The sequence below is a fragment of the Metabacillus mangrovi genome (assembly GCF_009711125.1).
GTDB lineage: Bacteria > Bacillota > Bacilli > Bacillales > Bacillaceae > Metabacillus_B > Metabacillus_B mangrovi.
The window spans coordinates 268,704-286,938 of the sequence record NZ_WMIB01000001.1 but is presented as its reverse complement, the minus strand read 5'-3'; the positions used below and the strand labels follow the sequence as shown (position 1 = coordinate 286,938).

The window sequence follows — 18,235 nt, the reverse complement described above, 5'->3', positions numbered from 1 at the left end:
CACAACGTGCCTAAATAAACGGGACTTCAACTGCGTAAAACAGGATGCAGAAGAACATGCATGCACTCCCGCCGAGGACAAACACGTGCCAGATCGCATGGTGATACGGGATTTTCCTCCATACATAAAAGACAGATCCGGCTGTATATAAAATTCCGCCGACCAGCAGCAGCATAAACCCTTCAAACGAGAGGAACTCATAAAGCGGTTTAGCGGCAATGATAACGAGCCAGCCCATTAAGATGTAGAACAATGTAGACAAGACGACAAAGCGGTCGACGAAGAAAATCTTAAAGATGACGCCTGCTATGGCAAGGCTCCAGATGATGATCAGCATCGTCCAGCCGAAAGTCCCTCTTAAAGGGCCGAGAAGCAACGGTGTGTAGGTTCCGGCAATCAGGATGTAGATGGCTGAATGATCCAGGATGGCAAAGATGCGCTTCGCTTTTTTATGCTGTATCCCATGAAGGAGTGTCGAGAACAGGTAAAGCAGGATCATGGATGCTCCAAATATGGAGAAGCTGACGATGCTGATGGCATCGCCGTACCAAACGGCAAAAAGAATCAGGTAAATGAGAGCAGGAATGCTGAGCAGCACGCCTATTCCATGGGTAATCGCGTTTACAATCTCTTCTTTCAAAGTGAATTCCATAGGTAAGTCTCCTTTTAGCTGCTGGTCAGGTGGGATTTCAGGGACTGCAGAAAATCCATGCCTTCCAGGGTGATTTTAGTGCCTGCCCGGCCGCGGCCTTTTGTTACATATTGATGTTTCTCCAAGTAATCGAGTCTGTGCCGCACCTGCTGTGGTGTTAAAGGCACGGGACCGGTCTTGCTCAGTTCTGAGATGCTCCGCCTGCTGGCCGGTTCGCCATGATCGTTGGACTGATGAATCGCGTCAAGAATAAAGGCAAATTCTTTTTTATCCATCATTGTCAGCGGAGGCGGGGACGACTCTTTTTTCTTCGTCTTCTTGGCTCCCGTTCTCCCTGGAAGATCCTGAATCTGGATTGTTTTTCCGCCGGAAACGGCTGCCAGATAGGCTGCCATATTTTTTAACTCCCTAAGATTTCCTTCCCAGTCTTCTTTCATCAGTATGTCCATGACTTTGGCCTCTGCTTCGATGAGATAGCCGCTTTCTTGAAGAAACGCCTCCAGCAAAAGCGGAATATCAGATTTTCTTTCTCTCAAGGAAGGGATTCTCAGCGGGGCAGCGCTCAGCCGGTAATACAGGTCTGCCCGGAAGTCTCCACTTTTTACTTTTTCCTTCATGATGCTGCTTGATGAAGATATGAGGCGGATTTCAGGAAAGGATCCAGGCTCCGATTCCATACTTTGTATAGAGGCAAGCACTCTTGCTTGCAATTCAGAGGATAGTTCTCCTGTTTCCTCTAAGTACAATGTTCCGCCTGCCTCGGAAAAAATGCTTTGCTGGCTGTTTCTCTGGAACAGGCTGTGTATCTGCTCGGATGACAGGGTCCGGCAGTTTACAGCAATGAAGGGACCGGCGCCCCATTTAGAATGTGAATGGATCGCTCTTGCAAATGAGCGTTTGCCCGTGCCTGTTTCTCCTTCTATAAAGACAGGCAGGGTGACAGCAGACAGCTTGGCAGCCAATATTCTGGCTTCAGTCAGGAGCGGATGCAGACCAAGCAGTTCAGGAAAGGAATTTGGTTTCAATCCGCTCGAATCTGCTATATGTAAAGGTGCAGTCTTGTCTGATAGAATAGAAGGAGAAGAATGATTTTGAAAAGCTGCTGTTATTTCTTCAAAAACAGCAGGCTGTAATTGCAGCCGGGCTGTAATGGTCTTATTTGTCTGGGAGAGATGTGGCTCTACCTGCTGCTTTTCGATGACGGGGGACAGAATAACTGTCTGACCATCCAGTACCTGCGGAAGCCCCTCCTCAATGGAGTAGCTGTCTACATCCGCTTTTAACGGAAGATCAGCGATCATATCGTTTAAAACGTTCTTCATTTCTTTTGATTCAGTAATCAACATGACTTTCCCAGAATCCATAATCCATCGCCCCATTCTTTACTTAATTAAATTATAACACCCAATTGAAACTAATTAAACCCAATTGATGAAATTTATATTGCAGGAGGAGTCCAATGATTACGTTAATTGTTAACGGAGAAGTCTATGCACCTGATTATTTAGGAAAAAAAGATTTGATTATAGCTGGTGGTAAAATTGCTTACATAAAGGATCCGGGCATACAATTTCCTGAAGAATACGTAACCGAAAAAATTGATGCATCCGGCCAGCTTGTCATTCCCGGATTCATTGATTCGCATGTCCATATTATGGGGGGCGGCGGGGAAGGCAGCTACAGGACAAGGACTCCTGAGCTTGCGTTGAGCTCAAGCATTAAAGCGGGGGTCACGACCATTGTCGGTGTCATCGGAACAGATGGCACGACAAGAACGATGACTGCCCTCATCGCCAAAGCAAGGGGACTTGAGGAAGAGGGGATCACTTGCTACGCTCATACAGGAAGCTATCAAATTCCAGTCCGTACACTTACAGGAAAAATAGAAGATGACCTGATTCTGATTGACCGGATCATTGGCTGCGGGGAAATTGCCATCAGTGATCACCGGTCATCGCAGCCTACCTGGCAGGAGCTTGCTAAAGTAGCATCCGCTGCAAGGCTCGGCGGCATGCTTTCCGGAAAAGCGGGAATTGTGAATGTTCATTTGGGCGACGGCAAAGGAAAACTCGGGCTGATTGAAGAAGTGTGCCGGGAAACAGATATCCCGGTTAAAACCTTTCATCCGACACACATTAACAGGAATCCTGAGCTTTTTGAGGCAGGGATTGCTTTCGCTGCTAACGGAGGGTATGTGGATTTTACAACGAGCACCATTCCCCGCTTTCTCGAGGAGGGAGAGGTAAAATGCAGCAAGGGTTTAAAAATCATGCTCGAAAAAGGAGTGCCTGAGGAAAATATAACGTTTACCTCGGATGCCCAGGCAAGTCTCCCTGATTTTAATGATCTTGGTGAGCTGACCGGGCTGAAGATCGGCGATATTTCGTCTCTTTACAAGGAAGTGAGGGATGCGGTACTGGAGGAAGGCATTCCGCTTGAAACAGCGCTGAAGGTGATTACTTCCAACCCTGCAAATGTTCTCAAGCTTCATCAAAAAGGAAGGATTGCAGAAGGGCTGGATGCAGACATCGTGCTGGCGGATGCCGGTTCCCTGCAGCTTACAACTGTGATTGCGAAGGGGAAAACGATGATGAAAAACGGCGAGATGCTCGTAAAGGGCACTTTTGAAGAGTAGCATCCGCCAGCGGATTATTGGGTTCGCAAGCTTGGGGAGAGGGGCAGATCAGGAGTATCCTGGCACTCTGGTTACGGAAATCTGACCTGCCCGCATATTTCCCCGGCATACCGTTTTATTCAGCATTCAGATCCTGCAAGGCCTGCTTAAAGCTTTCAGGATCTTCAAATTCCTCAGGATCCCAGTTTTGGCGGATCCAATCGACCATTTCTTCTTTTGAATTAAAGCCTTTTCCGCTCGTATCAGCATTACGGACCATATAGCGGCTGCTGTCAGGATCAGATTCAATCAGGCATGGAATCGCACTGCTTTTGTTTTTGAGCAAATATTCCATAATAACCCTCCTCTTACCTCCATTTTTCCCCTTTTTCAGTTTTACAATCCCGAATTCCGGAATGTGACTTTAAATTTTGAATATTCGTGATATAATGGCAAATTAAATAGAGGTATAAGAAAGGAATTTTGCCATGAATTCATCCGCTGCTTCCAATCCTGCGTCATCAGTCAATGTGGAATCGATTCTGAAAGCCCACCATCTGCTGAAGGAAGTGGTCATCCATACACCGCTTCAGCTGAACCGCCAGCTTTCAGAGCAGTATCAGTGCAACGTTTACCTGAAGAGAGAAGATCTGCAGCTGGTCCGGTCTTTTAAAATCCGGGGAGCTTATAATAAAATGAAATCCCTCTCCAGGGAGGAACTTGATATTGGCATTGTCTGCGCAAGTGCCGGAAACCATGCACAGGGCGTCGCCTATTCCTGCAGTGCTCTGGGTGTGAAAGGGAAAATCTTTATGCCCACTACCACTCCGCGGCAGAAGGTCAGCCAGGTGGAAAAGTTTTCAAAGGGGTTTGCCGAGATCGTGCTCTATGGAGACACGTATGATGATTCGTATCATGAAGCAGTCAAATGCTGTGAAGAGGAAGGAAAATCATTCATCCATCCCTTTGATGATGAAGAGGTGATAGCGGGTCAGGGTACGGTAGCTGTCGAAATATTAAACGATGCAGATGTGAAAATAGACTATGTATTCGCAAGTCTCGGCGGAGGGGGGCTGATCTCAGGTGTCGGCACCTATTTCAGCGCCGTCTCGCCTGATACAAGAATAATGGCAGCAGAACCGGAGGGGGCAGCCTCTTTTACTGAAGCGCGGGCGGCAGGGGAAATTGTGACTCTATCATCGATAAGCAAGTTTGTAGATGGGGCTGCTGTAAAAAGAGTCGGAGAAAAGACATTCGGAATAGCTGAAAATTGCTGCCATGATACGGTATTGGTACCGGACGGAAAAGTATGTACATCGATTCTTGAACTGTACAATGAAAACGCCATTGTTGCCGAGCCCGCCGGCGCACTGCCGATTGCTGCACTCGACTTCTGCAGGGATGAGATCAAAGGCAAAAATGTCGTATGCATCATAAGCGGGGGGAACAACGATATCGGAAGAATGCAGGAGATCAAGGAAAGGTCGATGATCTACGAAGGGCTGCAGCATTACTTCCTCGTCGACTTTCCCCAGAGAGCAGGAGCTTTAAGGGAATTCCTGCATGATGTGCTGGGCGCCAGCGATGACATCACCCGGTTTGAGTATACAAAGAAAAATAATAAAGAAAACGGGCCGGCCCTCGTAGGAATTGAATTAAAGGATAAAGGAGATTATCCGCCGCTCATTTCCAGAATGGATGCCAAAGGCTTCCAGTACACAGAAGTCAACAAAGATGAACAGCTTTTTCACTTGCTTATCTAGTGAAAAACGTCTGAAAATTTTTATTGCTTTAGGCGTGTTTTGACAGACTTCGATAGCATTTTGCAGTATAATAGAGGAAACGGTTGAAAAAGAGGATTGATATTTTGCTATTCAAAAGCCTGGAGTTCAAACGGATGGATGGACAGAAGGTTAAGGTTATCGAGATTCCAGTCATGGTGAAAGACAACAGCTATACATTTTTGATTCAGGCGCGGCTTCAGGCATACCTGACCCGGCTAAACGCAGAGCCTGAACCGAAAAGTGTATACTCTTTCAGGGAATATCTCAGAAAAACTTTAAAATGGCCGGATTATGAAGCAATCTTTCAATCTGAAGTACTGCAGAATAATGCATAAGAGACCATTTTGGTCTCTTTTTTGCCGTCCGGGGAGGACAGGATCCTTCAGACGGCACATTTAGCAAGCTGTATCAAACCCGGACAAAATGTAAGGAATCAAGCATCAAGCTGCTGCTCAAGGCTCTCCGGGAATGGAGGCTTTTCACTTTTCTGTGAAAAGATTCAGAGGAATGTGGTGGATATTTTTCGGTTTTTATTGAAACCATGTGCACATTCTGTATAATACTTCTTAATGAGATAGATAGGGAAGTGACATTGTGAAGAAAATTGTAATTGTGACTGATTCAACGACAGATCTGGACCGAAAAGTGATTGAAGAATACGATATTAAAGTGATACCGCTGGCTATTCAAATAGACAGTGAGACATATATTGACCGGGTTGATATCACCCCGGAAGAGTTTTTGGAGAAAATGGCTGCAGCCAATGAGCTGCCTAAAAGTTCACAGCCTGCAGTAGGGAATTTTACTGAACTGTATTCATCCCTATTGAACGAAGCGGATGAAATCATCTCCATTCATATGACATCGGGAATGAGCGGAACCTATCAGACAGCCTGCAGTGCGGCTGAAATGACGGGCGGGAACATTACGGTTGTGGATTCCCAGTTCATTTCAAAGGCCCTCGGTTTTCAGGTGGTGGAAGCAGCCAGAATGGCGAAGGAAGGCTCTGGAAAAGAAGAAATCCTTGAGCGGATCCAAGCGATAAAAAACGCGACGAAGCTATTTGTAACAGTTGATACGCTTGAGAACCTGGTAAAGGGCGGAAGGATTGGAAGAGGCAAGGCAATGATCGGTTCACTGTTAAATATTAAACCGATTGCCAGCCTTCAGGATGGGGTTTATACTCCAGTAGCCAAAGTAAGAAGCCATTCGCAAATTGTTAAGTACCTGGCAAAGCAATTCGGGGACGACGTGAAAGGAAAAACAGCTAAGGCAATCGGTATCGCACACGCAGATGCACTGGAGCTTGCCAACAGTTTAAAAGAGGCAATCCTTCACATAAGCCCTGATCTGCCGGTTGATATTTCGTACACGACTCCAGTTGTTTCGACACATACAGGACCTGGTGCCATCGGTTTTATGTATTACGCTGAATAGATAAACGGGGAGCAGAGACGATGAGGATATGGAAAAGCCTGATGCTGCTTACTGCTGTTCTGTTCGTGATGGCAGGCTGTGGTTCTCAAGCTGCTGGCTATAAGCCAATCGCAACCGTACAGGAGTTCAAGTTTACTGACCAGGAGGGAAAGCCGTTCGGTCTTGAGGATTTGAAGGGTAAGGTGTGGGTCGCCAACTTCATCTTCACGAGCTGCACGACAGTCTGTCCGCCAATGACAGCTCATATGAAAAAACTTCAGACAATGGCAGATGACCAGGGGATCAAGCTTGAGATTGTTTCGTTCAGCGTGGACCCGGAAATCGATAATCCGGAAAAGCTCAAGCAGTTTGCGGGCCAGTTTGGCAGCTCTTTTGATAATTGGCATTTTCTGACCGGCTACAGCCAAAAAGAAATCGAAACTTTTTCATTAAACAGCTTCAAGACGTTAGTGAAAAAACCGGAATCAGAGGACCAGGTTATTCACGGCACTTCATTTTATGTAGTGGATAAAGAAGGGAAGGCAGTAAAGTCCTACAGCGGCATCGAGAATACTCCCTATAATGAGATTTTGAAAGATGTTCAGAGGCTGCAGGATTCATAATTCTGCACGCCTCTTTTCTTATGCATATTCATTGAAGAAAGGACCGGTAAATCGTTATTCTAGTAATAGAGATGTTGTACGATCGATAAAATAAGCAGAGGGAGGACAGTGCATATGAAAAAATGGTTCACAGTCTTTGCGGCAGCAGTCCTCCTGACAGGCTGCGGGCAATTTTCTCCGGAGCCGCAGGAGGCTGCCCCGAAAAAAGCAACGGTCAAGAAAACAGAAAAGCCGCTAAAAAAAGTACAGCTTGGTGAAGTAACGATCACCGGGATCGGGGATTCTCTGACAGCAGGAATCGGTGATGACTCGAAGAACGGCGGCTATGTAGGAGTAGTCAAAAGCAAAATATCGAACCTGAGGACTGCTGAGAGCGTTGCCGTCAACAATTATGCGGTGCACGGCAATGTAACGGACGATCTGCTCCATAAGCTTGGCAGGAAGGAAGTTCAGAATTCAATCAGCCAGTCTGATTATATTCTGCTTACGATTGGCGGAAATGACATCATGAAAGTGGTCAAAGATAATATCTTCGATCTGACGCTGCAGCCTTTTGAGAAAGAACAAAAGCAATACGAAAAAAAGATGGAAAAGATCCTTAAAAAAATTAGAGAATACAATCCGGACGCCAAAATTATCTATTCCGGCCTGTACAATCCCTTTAAATATGTTTTGCCTGAGCTTTCTGAAATCGATCTCGTTGTAGCCCAGTGGAACGGATCGGCAAAAAAACTGCTTCAGGAGGATCCAAATGCGGAGTTTGTGCCCGTCGCAGATCTGTATTCAGGCAAAAACGAAGGCTTGCTTTACAAAGATGCGTTTCATCCAAATACACAGGGGTATTCATTAATCGGAGAAAGAGTTTATGAAGCCATCTTGAATAAAAAGGGTTCCAGTTAGGAGGAGCGCCATGAAAAAATGGAAATGGGCATTCTTTGTTCTGCTGGCACTCAATGCAGCGGCAATCTCCATTGCCGCTGTTTTGATTTTTTCGCCAGGGGAAAAAAGAGTACCAACACAGGAAGATATTGAAGAAGGCAAAGCCGTTGCGCTCAACGTCGGAGCGAAAAAAGAAGCACTAAATGAGCTGATCGATCATTACTTGAGGAAAGAGGCCAATGCAGACGAGTACAACTATAAGGTGTTCTTGGATGATAAAGTATATTTCACAGGCGGAATCCGGGCATTTGGAAAGGATATCGACGCTAAGATCAGTTTTGAGCCGATTGTTAAGAAGGATGGGAACATGAAGCTGATCGTTGAAGATCTCTCGATTGGGAAATTGGATCTGCCAGTTTCATTTGTGCTCAACTACATTAATACATCCTATACACTCCCTGAATTTGTTCATATTGATGAAGGAAGCCAGTCGATCGATGTGGACTTAACAGAAATCGAGCTGGCAAACAACTACAGGGCGAAGGCTGACCGCTTCGATTTGAAAAATGACGAAATCCGTTTTGATTTGTTTATTCCCATAGAAAAATAGGTTCTTCTGGGTTGACGAATCAATAAAATTCCCTGATAATATGTACCTAAGAATGTAAATGTTTTATGACAGCTTTTACAATAGCTTAATAATAAGAGAGAAGCAGGCAGCGGGTTGGCTCCCAGTTGCAGTCATTAAAGGATGGAGGATGAATATGGATCAGAGAAAATACATATTAGGCAGTGTAGTTTTTCTTTTGGTTGGTCTCTATTTTGCAGGCATTGCCGGCATTCAGTTTATGGACGATAACATTGAGCAGAATATGGACATTGTTTTTACCAATATAGCTTACAGTGCACTGTTTTTCGGAGGAACAGTGTATCTGCTTCATCTGAAGGATGAAAAATCAAAAAGTGCAAATGAAAAATGAGAAGGTCAGAGACCTTCTCATTTTTATGTTCATGTGATGCTATGCAAGATGAAGGATTATACGGCCAGCAGAAAAAGGATGAAAAGGGATATACTGAATTTTTTCGAAAAACGCATGGCTGCTCCCCCTTAAGTATAAGAATGAATAAGTTCTTCACCCTGTATTTTATAGGAAATGAAGCGGGAATTGGCCGGATTCACGGATTTATAAAATAAAATTTACAAAATTTATATAGCCTTTACAAAATCACCCTACCGCAAGCACAGCATCCAGAGGAGGGTTCCCATTCGCTAATCCGACAGCAAAAATGGTATACGCTGTATCTGCCTTGAACTGTACTTTCGGAACGTTCAGCACAACTGTGTCCGTTCCGGCCACACGGACTTCCAGATCGATTTTTCCTGCAGGAACGGTAATGTATTTAGCGGATTTCATGAAAGGTATATTTGAGAAAAGGATGTCGCCGCCTTTAACAGCAACATCTACCGCTGGGGCATCAGGAGACAGATGAACAAATTTCGCTTTCGTTTCTCCTCCGGATACAAAAGGCCGGTCTACAATTGGAAGGAGCTTGAGGTTTGATACTGTCCCTGCTGCAGCTACGGTATAGGCGATGCCCGGCATCAGCAGAAAATTCTCGGAAAGGACAGGGGAACTTTGGTTTCCGGCAGGGTAAATATCCACGCGGTATTGGCCTCCGGGAATCTGAAGGTAATCGCTGATTTGCTTAAAGGACACATTGGACAGCACGAGTCTTCCGTTCAGATAAATGTCAACTGCAGGGGCATCAGGAGAGGCGTGAAGAACCCTTAAAAGCAGCATCCCCGGACTGATTTGTCCCTGCGGCTGGCTGGAGCCGGCCGCCCTTGTCTGCATGGCGGACTGGACAGCCTGAAGATGTTTCTGGTAGTACATGATGTGGGCTCTTGGATCCCGGTACTTATAATAACAGGCGTACAAATCATATACCATCGCCTGCCATAGTGCATTTTGATCGTACATATCATGTCACTCTCCCCGTTAATGTTTACATAATAAAATTATGCGTTTTGAAAAAAATACTCTCTACACCTATATGACGTTTAGATGGTTTTCATTAAGGAAAAATGACAAAGAAAGGAGTGATGAGATGAATCGTTATGAATTGACAGTGGAAGAACACAGTATTACATATACAGATGACGGGGTTGGGGATCCTGTCGTATTCATCCATGGTTTCACTGGAAGCGCTGATTACTGGAAGTATGTTTTGCCGGAGCTTGCAAAAAAGCACCGGGTACTTGCGGTAAACCTTAAAGGCCACGGAGGCTCAAGTACAGCAAAAGAGGAATATGGGGTAGAGGAAATGGCAGAAGACATCAAGCTTGTGCTGGATGATCTGGACATTCAGACCGCATCCGTTTTCGGTCATTCGCTCGGAGGCTATGTAACGCTTGCTTTTGCAGAAAAATACCCAGACCGGCTGAATTCCTTTGGACTGATTCATTCTACTGGATTTCCGGATGATGAGGAAGGGAAGCTTGCCAGGGAAGCAGCCATCCGGAAAATCGAAACAGAAGGCATCCACGGCTTTATCGACCAGCTCGTTCCGAAACTGTTTGCACCTGAAAACGGGAAAGCAGAGGAAGAAGACTTTACAAAGCAAATCGGTTACCATACTCCGCCAGCTGGGGCGACAGCCGCTCTTCAAGCCATGAAAGTGCGGCCTGACCGCAGAGCTGTGATCGATGCTTCGCACGTACCGGTTTTGCTTCTGGCAGGGGAAAAGGATCAGGTCGTTCCACCAGAAAAGACCTTTACATCGGAGGCCCCGCATATCCATTCAGCCGTTCTAAGTGATTCGGGCCATATGGGCATGCTTGAGCAGCCGGAGGAATTCAATCACATTCTAATAAATTTCCTGGAAAACATCGTTCATCCATCACCTCAAGAATAAAAAAATGCCGGGAGGAACCCGGCTTTTTTTATTTAATAGGATGACTTTCAGCAAATTTTATAAACGTGTGCTCGTCTTCAACGAGTCCGCATGATCCGCACTGTACACGTCTGGCAGAGCCCTTGTAGGGAAGATGAAACGGATCGAGTGATTCAGAGCTGTACTCTTCAAGCAGCTCTCCTGTCTGCGGATTCAGCTTCACTGCCTGGGCTTTCTGTTCAATGATATGATACCGGGACCGGTTCGTTTTGCAATTGGGGCACAGGTATGGAGAAGACATGGAAAACCTCCCTTTCTGAAAGTGATATGCACGTATATAACCGTAGTATTTCTGGATGTAAATGGTATTATTCATCGGGCAGAAAGGATAAGGTGGGGGATAGAAGTGAATGGAGCACAATAGAGGGGGGCAAAAAGATGTTTGAACGGTCATGCAAGGGATCGCACGGAACTTCAGACCCGCACATGAAAAAGCCTGCAGTTCAAGCTGCAGGCTTTCAGTTTATTTGCATCAGCTCATTGCTGGCATCGTGTTTTCTTCTTTAAGCTCTTCCAATTTACGCTGAACATCTTCTTCCGTGAGTCCATGTTCTTTCACATAGAGGTTCCTCGGATGAACCAGGCATTCTTCGGAGCAGCTGCGGTAATGTTTCTGCTCGTTTTCTTCAGAAGCAATGATTTGCTTGTTGCATACCGGGTTGGCGCAATTTGTATAGCGTTCACAAGGTTCACCTGTAAAATAATCTTTCCCGACAATGACGTGCTCTTTTTGATTTACAGGGACACTGATGCGCTCATCGAATACATAGCATTGTCCGTTCCAAAGCTCACCCTGCACTTCCGGATCTTTTCCGTACGTCACGATTCCTCCATGCAGCTGGGCTACATCCTCAAAGCCCTCTTTCAGCAGGAAACCGGAGAATTTTTCACAGCGGATTCCGCCTGTACAGTAGGTGAGGATTTTTTTGCCTTCTAGTAATTCTTTATTTTCACGGATCCAGTCCGGAATTTCACGGAATGCTTTAATATCAGGCTTAATGGCTCCCTGGAAGTGACCGAGGTCATATTCATAATCGTTACGGGCATCAAGAATGACCGTGTCTTCCTGCTGCATCGCTTCGAAAAATTCCTTCGGGCTGAAGTACTTCCCGGTAATCTCTTTCGGGTTCACATCATCTTCAAGACGAAGGGTGACCAGTTCACTGCGCGGACGAACGTGCATTTTCTTGAATGCATGGTGCTCTGCTTCATCGATCTTAAACACCATATCGGCGAATCGGGAGTCCTTCTTCATGGCCTCCATATACGCTTCCGTCTGTTCGAACGTTCCTGAGACCGTCCCGTTAATCCCTTCATTTGCGACAAGAATCCGGCCTTTCAGCTCAAGCTCTTTGCAAAATTTCAGATGGGATGCAGCGAACTCCACCGGGTCTTCAATCGTTACATAGTTGTAGTACAGCAATACTCTGAATGGTTTAGTTGACATGAATTATCACCTGTCTATTTATATTTGCAAGATATAAATGATCGAGGTCAGTTTATCTTAGCAACATAAAATGATACCTGATTGTGAAGCATTTTTCAAGTGTGATTTTACAATCAGGGTTATTTCTGAAATTGTGGGCGAATCTGCCTGCCTTCGAACGGCTCCTGAGACCATTCGGAGAAAAAAACACCGGTTACTGTGAAAATAACGTCCCTGGAGACCGAAGTGCACCGGATCGGTCCCAGAAGACGCTATTTCAGCCAAAAACCGTGTTTTTATCCTGTTTCGGTCCTGAGAGACGCTATTTCTAAAATTCGAGGCAAATCGGCTCTCTAATTTAGAGAATAAGGGCTCCTGAGACCATTCGGAGAAAAAAACACCGGTTACTGCGAAAATAGCGTCCCTGGAGACCGAACTATACCGTATCGGTCCCAGAAGACGCTATTTCAGCTAAAAACCATGTTATTATCCTGTTTCGGTCCTGAGAGACGCTATTTCTGAAATTCGAGGCAAAATTGCTCTCTAAGTTAGAGAATAACGGCCCCTGAGACCGTTCGGAGATAAAATCACCGGATTTTGTTAAAATAGCGTCCCTGGAGACCGATCGGTCCCAGAAGACGCTATTTCTGCAATAAACCGTGTTTTCGACGCTATCTCGAGAATCCAAAATACCCGAAATGCAAGCGGCTCTATTATTCAACTGCCGCTTTCTGCTTTTCTGTTTCTTGCTCAGCAGGGGCGTCGCTGTTGCTCGTGCGAAGCGGGATTTCCTTAAGGAAGAACGTCAGGATAAATCCAAGAAGAATGATACCCGCACAGATCAGGAAGATCCCGGACAAGCCGTTCTGCAGCGTCTCTTTCACACTGTCGATCAGCTTCGTAATGGCATCCTGGTATTGAGGGGGTACGGATGCCAGAACTTTATCCAGCTTGGCATGATCCATCAATGCCTGCGGGTTCATCAATCCCTGAACATTGTCAGCAGGCAGTCCTTCCGGAATCTCCGGACGCTCTGCACGATGCATACTGTTGTTCAAAACAAGCCCCATAATGGCGACTCCAATGGTTCCGCCTGTCTGCCTGAACAACTGGGAAGCAGCGGTAGCAACACCAAGGTGCTGATGGCTTACTGCATTTTGCACAGTCAGGGTGAAAATCGGGAAACTCATTCCGAGACCAGTTCCAACGATGATATTGTTGATAACAGCTATGGCAATGGATGTATCACTGTTCATCATCGAAAGGGAGAACATTCCGGCCGCCATAATGGCCAGACCCGTCAGTGCAAACACTTTATACTTGCCGGTCTTTGTGATGAACGAGCCGGTGATGCTGCTTGCCGCCACCATTGAAAGCGTCATCGGCATCATGATCAGCCCTGATACAGCAGCGGAAACGCCCATGACTCCCTGAATGAAAAAGGGGACATACATGACGGCACCAAACATTCCGACACCGAGAATGAATCCGGCAGCATTTGAAAGGGTAAAGATACGGTTTTTAAACAATTCCAGTGGCATAACCGGGCTTTTAACCTTTTTCTCAGCCCATATAAAGAGACCGAGACTGATCACGGTTAAAGCAAACAATCCGATGATTTGCACAGATCCCCAATCGTATGTGGTGCCAGCCCAAGTAAACGCGAGCAGCAGCGGTACGATGACTGCAGTCAGCAAAATAGAGCCGAGGTAATCGACAGATTCTGATTGTTTCTTTGGAGTACTTGGAAAAAGGGAAATGATGCATAAAAAGGCGACAATCCCAAACGGGAGGAAAACCCAAAACACCCATTGCCAGTTGGCATTATCTACAATCCATCCTCCAAAAGTCGGCCCGAATACACTGGCCAGACCGAACACTGAACTCAGAATGCCTTGCCAGCGCCCTCGTTCACGGGGAGAGAACAGGTCTCCGACGGCAGTAAAGGCAGTAGACATGATCATCCCTCCGCCAAAGCCCTGAATTCCTCTGAAAATAATCAGCTGAATCATACTCTGGGAAAACCCGGCCATCAACGATCCAGCCATAAATACACCGATTCCTATTAATATAAATGGTTTTCTTCCGTATATATCGGATAGCTTTCCAACGAGCACAGCTGTTATGCTTGACGTCAGCATGAAGATGGTAAACACCCAGCTGTAATATTCAAAGCCCCCAAGCTCGGCTACAATTTTCGGCAGTGCCGTTCCGACAATTGTCTGGTTCAGTGCAGCAAACAGCATGGCTGCCATAATGGCCACCATGATGGTCACTTTTTTGCGATGATCTAAATGTTCCATTTTTGTTTCCTCCCGCTTATTCATTTCTCTCGCTGTCCAATTTTTTAAAAAGCCCGACTAGCGTTTGAAGCTCTTCCTCATCCAGGCTTTCAAATCTCTGAAATAAGTAGTTTGTTTTCTTTTCGTCAAGTTCCTGAAGCTTATCTTGCCCTTTTTGGGTTATGGCGATGTTCAGCATGCGCCGGTCCGTTAGATCCCGCTTCCGCTCAATCAGCCTTTTTTCTACGAGTGAATCGGACATTGAAGTGATGTGGCTCGCTGAAACCTCAAGGATCCTGGAGAGCTCGGATGCTCTAAGCGGACCGTCACCCAACGCTTTGAGCATAAAAAATTCGTTTCTTGAGATTTCTTTTTCGAGGATGCTGTTCACACCCTGACGGAGCTGGCGGAATACTTTCCGCAGGAGCCCTTCCATTTCATAGAGCAACTCTTGTTTATGCCTCACGCTTCTTCAACCTGCTTTCTAAAAAAGTACTTCACTTACTGAACTATTAACCAGATTAAGTATTTTTCATGCGAAAGTCAAGAAAATAAATTGGCGGCTTTTCTAATAAGAGCCTATTTCTTTCGATTCGATGTACAGGTGTTATAATAGCGGTATGAATATAAAGTGAGGTGCTTACGGATGAAACAATATGAACAGGCAACATTTGCAGGAGGATGCTTCTGGTGCATGGTGCAGCCGTTTGATGAGATGCCGGGAATCGAAAGAGTCGTTTCAGGCTACACTGGAGGCACTGTAGAAAATCCCACTTATGAACAAGTATGCTCAAATCAGACAGGCCATTATGAGGCGGTGCAGATCACGTACGATCCGGAACTGTTTCCATATACAAAGCTGCTTGAGCTTTTCTGGCAGCAGATTGATCCGACCGATGCCGGCGGACAGTTTTTTGACAGGGGAGAGTCCTATCAAACCGCTGTTTTCTATCATAGTGAAGAGCAGCGGCTTCTTGCTGAACAATCAAAACAGGAGCTGGATGCCAGCGGTAAATTCAACAAGCCGGTTGTAACTGAAATTAAACCGGCAGCGCCGTTTTATCCTGCTGAGGAGTATCATCAGGATTATTACAAAAAAAATGCGTCCCACTATAACCGGTACAAAACCGGATCGGGCCGGGCGAAATTTATTGAGGACCACTGGGGGCAAAAAGATGAGAGAAAGGCTGATATTCTCAAGACGCTGACCCCGATGCAATATGAAGTCACCCAGAATAATGGGACGGAACCACCTTTCCGCAATGAATACTGGGATAACAAAGAACAGGGGATCTATGTAGACATCGTTTCAGGAAAACCGCTTTTCAGTTCAAATGACCAATACGATGCGGGCTGCGGATGGCCGAGCTTCACCAAGCCGATCGATGAGCAGGAAGTGGATGAAAAGATGGATTATACCCATGGCATGATCCGGACCGAAGTGCGGAGCAAGACGGCCGATTCCCATCTTGGACATGTTTTTAACGACGGACCGGGACCGGACGGGCTCAGGTACTGCATCAATTCCGCCGCCCTTAGATTCATTCCGAAGAGTGAACTGGATGAGCAGGGGTATGGCCGGTACAGCGTGCTGTTTGATTGATATAAAAAAGGAGTCCGTTTTTAGACGGGCTCCTTTTTCAATTAGGAGGGATTATACAATTTATTCCACAGCTGCGGACGGTATTTTGCTTCCAGCTGGTAAACTTCAGACATAATCTGAGGCTGGTATTTGCGCGTTCCGGCTTCACCGTGAGTCCGGAATTGGATGAGGACGTCATCAATATAATACAAGTCATATCCGGCGAGGATGAGGCGGAACCACATATCATAGTCGTGTGTGTACAGCCATTGCGGATCAAATAGACCCACATGGTCGAAGCATGTTTTCTTCATCACAATCGTGCACCCGTTCACTGGGTTTCCTTGCAGAAAGAACTGAGGAACCTCCTGTACATTCGGTGAGAAGCGGTGGCCGCACCACGGGACCAGAATTTGATTGTATTCATTAATATAATGATAGTTTCCAAAGCTGAAGGCAGCGCCCCTCGGCAGCATAAAGTCCATTTGCTTTTGAATTTTATCGGGCAGGAAGAAATCATCTGAACTCAGCCAGGCGATGTATTCCCCCTGTGCTGCCTGAATACCGGCGTTTAAAGCGGTAGCTGTTCCTCCGTTTTCTTTGCGGATGTACCGGATCCGGTGCATGTAAGGATGCAGTTTTTCAGTGTGGATGTAGGAACCGTCATCCACTACAATCACTTCGACATTCGGATACGTCTGGTTGATCGAGCTTTCAACTGCCTGCTGAACGTATGAGCAATTGTAAAAAGGAATGATGATGGATACCAATGGAGTCATAGTTGTTCTCCTTTTCTTCAGATTCTCCAATAAGGTATGTCTCATCTGCCCCCCTTGATAAGATATTTGTCCAGCTTTTACAAAAATCTGATAAAAGCGCATATTCCAATCCCTTTCCTGTTACATAGTTATGTAAAAGACAAAGCACGGGAAAGGACGAGGAAAATGAAAGTACTTTTTATGTATTACGTCCCAAGCGGCGGTGTGGAGACGCTTAACAGGCAGAGGGCAAAGGCCCTTACTGAAAGAGGTATCGAGTGCCATTTCCTCTACTACCGGCAGGAGAGGCCGCTGATCAACGATCACGGGACGCCGCTTTATATACAGGCTTCAGACTATGAAATCATGCAGACGATCCAGCAGCATCAATACGATGCGATTGTGGTCACTTCCGATTATACGATTCTTCCTAAGATCAGAAGCTGGGGCTATACAGGAAAGCTGATTTTTGAAATCCAGGGCCTCGGATCAATGGAAGCGGCCAGGAATACACTGACAATGGCGGCCCCCTATGTGACCCCCTATGCGAGCTGCATCCTAAGCTCTAAAACTCCTCATATCATGCAGCTTCTCCATGAACTTTACCCTTCTTTCCCGTTCCATTTTATCGATAACTGCTTTGATGCAGAACGGTTTACGTTCGTCAGCGGCCCGGCTCATGGGCGCCCGATTATCGGCTGGATCGGACGGATCGAGGACAACAAAAACTGGCGTGAATTCCTCCAGATTGCCCACCACCTGACACATGTCCACCAAGTAGATGCCGATTATTTCATGTTTGAGGACCACACCCTTTCCATTCCGGCAGAACGGGCAGAATTCGAGATGCTGAAGCCGGCGCTCGGCATTGAAAGCAGGCTTACCGTTCTCTCGAACATCCCAAATGAAGCGATGGCCGATTATTTTTCCAGAATGGGGGACTCAGGCGGATTTTTTTGCTCAACCTCAAAGGTAGAGGGGTTCGGCTATGCGATCGTTGAAGCGATGAGCTGCAGGTGTCCCGTGCTTTCTACTAATTCGGATGGCGTGCAGCGCTCCATCATTCATAACCAGACCGGCAAGTTTTACAGCCTGGGCGATATAAGCGGTGCCTGCATGGAGGGTCTGGAATTGCTGAACAACTCCGGATTAAGGGATCAGATCACGGCAGGAGCGCTTCATCACATAAAACATCATTTCAGCCGGCAGAAGTATGGTCAGGCATTTTTCTGTATTCTTACTCAGTAAAAACATTGACAGTGCT

At 46.1% G+C, this 18,235-nt stretch carries 20 protein-coding genes; 11 read left to right on the top strand and 9 right to left on the bottom strand.

Annotated features, from left to right (window positions below):
• Positions 1 to 10 precede the first annotated feature (10 nt).
• Both trhA and GKZ89_RS01545 read right to left on the bottom strand, forming a co-directional pair.
• Positions 11 to 652 carry a PAQR family membrane homeostasis protein TrhA gene (gene trhA, locus GKZ89_RS01550; RefSeq protein WP_155110613.1) on the bottom strand — a complete coding sequence of 214 codons (642 nt, stop codon included), beginning with the start codon at positions 650 to 652 and terminating at the stop codon, positions 11 to 13.
• Positions 653 to 666: 14 nt separating this feature from the next.
• A complete protein-coding gene (locus GKZ89_RS01545; RefSeq protein WP_162356350.1) occupies positions 667 to 2,016 on the bottom strand; it encodes a sigma 54-interacting transcriptional regulator in 1,350 nt (449 codons plus the stop codon).
• Positions 2,017 to 2,111: 95 nt separating this feature from the next.
• Between GKZ89_RS01545 and iadA the strand changes: the two genes are divergently transcribed.
• Positions 2,112 to 3,287 carry a beta-aspartyl-peptidase gene (gene iadA, locus GKZ89_RS01540; RefSeq protein WP_155110611.1) on the top strand — a complete coding sequence of 392 codons (1,176 nt, stop codon included), beginning with the start codon at positions 2,112 to 2,114 and terminating at the stop codon, positions 3,285 to 3,287.
• 115 nt (positions 3,288 to 3,402) lie between these two features.
• On the opposite strand, the gene GKZ89_RS01535 is transcribed toward iadA, so the two are convergent.
• The gene (locus GKZ89_RS01535) at positions 3,403 to 3,621 is read right to left on the bottom strand and encodes a hypothetical protein (RefSeq protein WP_155110610.1); all 219 of its coding nucleotides are present in this window, start codon (positions 3,619 to 3,621) and stop codon (positions 3,403 to 3,405) included.
• Between the two features lie 133 nt (positions 3,622 to 3,754).
• On the opposite strand from GKZ89_RS01535, the gene ilvA reads away from it, so the two are divergent.
• The 7 genes from ilvA (at position 3,755) to ypmT (ending at position 8,948) form a co-directional block, all read left to right on the top strand.
• On the top strand, positions 3,755 to 5,029 hold the full coding sequence (gene ilvA, locus GKZ89_RS01530) for a threonine ammonia-lyase IlvA (protein ID WP_155110609.1): 1,275 nt from the start codon (positions 3,755 to 3,757) through the stop codon (positions 5,027 to 5,029).
• A 104-nt stretch (positions 5,030 to 5,133) separates the two neighbouring features.
• The gene (locus GKZ89_RS01525; RefSeq protein WP_155111077.1) at positions 5,134 to 5,385 is read left to right on the top strand and encodes a DUF2535 family protein; all 252 of its coding nucleotides are present in this window, start codon (positions 5,134 to 5,136) and stop codon (positions 5,383 to 5,385) included.
• A 259-nt stretch (positions 5,386 to 5,644) separates the two neighbouring features.
• On the top strand, positions 5,645 to 6,487 hold the full coding sequence (locus GKZ89_RS01520; protein ID WP_162356348.1) for a DegV family protein: 843 nt from the start codon (positions 5,645 to 5,647) through the stop codon (positions 6,485 to 6,487).
• Between the two features lie 20 nt (positions 6,488 to 6,507).
• Positions 6,508 to 7,089, top strand: coding sequence for an SCO family protein (locus GKZ89_RS01515; protein WP_155110608.1), 582 nt, complete (start codon positions 6,508 to 6,510; stop codon positions 7,087 to 7,089).
• A gap of 114 nt (positions 7,090 to 7,203) precedes the next feature.
• Positions 7,204 to 7,989, top strand: a complete 786-nt coding sequence (locus GKZ89_RS01510; protein ID WP_155110607.1) for an SGNH/GDSL hydrolase family protein — start codon at positions 7,204 to 7,206, stop codon at positions 7,987 to 7,989.
• 10 nt (positions 7,990 to 7,999) lie between these two features.
• Entirely contained in the window at positions 8,000 to 8,578 is a 579-nt protein-coding gene (locus GKZ89_RS01505) for a YpmS family protein (RefSeq protein ID WP_155110606.1), read from the top strand.
• A gap of 154 nt (positions 8,579 to 8,732) precedes the next feature.
• Positions 8,733 to 8,948 (top strand): protein YpmT, encoded by a 216-nt coding sequence (gene ypmT / locus GKZ89_RS01500; protein ID WP_155110605.1) that lies wholly within the window; start codon positions 8,733 to 8,735, stop codon positions 8,946 to 8,948.
• Positions 8,949 to 9,194: 246 nt separating this feature from the next.
• Here the strand turns inward: ypmT and GKZ89_RS01495 are convergent, their stop codons facing one another.
• Positions 9,195 to 9,950, bottom strand: a complete 756-nt coding sequence (locus GKZ89_RS01495; RefSeq protein WP_155110604.1) for a DUF4397 domain-containing protein — start codon at positions 9,948 to 9,950, stop codon at positions 9,195 to 9,197.
• A gap of 127 nt (positions 9,951 to 10,077) precedes the next feature.
• Between GKZ89_RS01495 and GKZ89_RS01490 the strand changes: the two genes are divergently transcribed.
• Positions 10,078 to 10,884, top strand: a complete 807-nt coding sequence (locus tag GKZ89_RS01490) for an alpha/beta fold hydrolase (RefSeq protein WP_155110603.1) — start codon at positions 10,078 to 10,080, stop codon at positions 10,882 to 10,884.
• A 28-nt stretch (positions 10,885 to 10,912) separates the two neighbouring features.
• Here the strand turns inward: GKZ89_RS01490 and GKZ89_RS01485 are convergent, their stop codons facing one another.
• The 4 genes from GKZ89_RS01485 to GKZ89_RS01470 form a co-directional block, all read right to left on the bottom strand.
• Positions 10,913 to 11,164 carry a DNA alkylation repair protein gene (locus tag GKZ89_RS01485; protein ID WP_155110602.1) on the bottom strand — a complete coding sequence of 84 codons (252 nt, stop codon included), beginning with the start codon at positions 11,162 to 11,164 and terminating at the stop codon, positions 10,913 to 10,915.
• 231 nt (positions 11,165 to 11,395) lie between these two features.
• Complete coding sequence (trhO, locus tag GKZ89_RS01480) at positions 11,396 to 12,370, bottom strand: oxygen-dependent tRNA uridine(34) hydroxylase TrhO (protein WP_155110601.1); 975 nt, start codon at positions 12,368 to 12,370, stop codon at positions 11,396 to 11,398.
• Between the two features lie 692 nt (positions 12,371 to 13,062).
• Entirely contained in the window at positions 13,063 to 14,652 is a 1,590-nt protein-coding gene (locus GKZ89_RS01475) for an MDR family MFS transporter (RefSeq protein ID WP_155110600.1), read from the bottom strand.
• 16 nt (positions 14,653 to 14,668) lie between these two features.
• Positions 14,669 to 15,097, bottom strand: a complete 429-nt coding sequence (locus tag GKZ89_RS01470) for a MarR family winged helix-turn-helix transcriptional regulator (protein WP_338324874.1) — start codon at positions 15,095 to 15,097, stop codon at positions 14,669 to 14,671.
• Positions 15,098 to 15,277: 180 nt separating this feature from the next.
• Here GKZ89_RS01470 and msrB point away from each other — a divergent pair, with 180 nt between their 5' ends.
• Positions 15,278 to 16,234 (top strand): peptide-methionine (R)-S-oxide reductase MsrB, encoded by a 957-nt coding sequence (gene msrB / locus GKZ89_RS01465; RefSeq protein WP_155110599.1) that lies wholly within the window; start codon positions 15,278 to 15,280, stop codon positions 16,232 to 16,234.
• Between the two features lie 41 nt (positions 16,235 to 16,275).
• On the opposite strand, the gene GKZ89_RS01460 is transcribed toward msrB, so the two are convergent.
• Complete coding sequence (locus GKZ89_RS01460) at positions 16,276 to 16,992, bottom strand: glycosyltransferase (RefSeq protein WP_155110598.1); 717 nt, start codon at positions 16,990 to 16,992, stop codon at positions 16,276 to 16,278.
• A gap of 165 nt (positions 16,993 to 17,157) precedes the next feature.
• Here GKZ89_RS01460 and GKZ89_RS01455 point away from each other — a divergent pair, with 165 nt between their 5' ends.
• Positions 17,158 to 18,219 (top strand): glycosyltransferase family 4 protein, encoded by a 1,062-nt coding sequence (locus GKZ89_RS01455; protein ID WP_155110597.1) that lies wholly within the window; start codon positions 17,158 to 17,160, stop codon positions 18,217 to 18,219.
• Positions 18,220 to 18,235 lie beyond the last annotated feature (16 nt).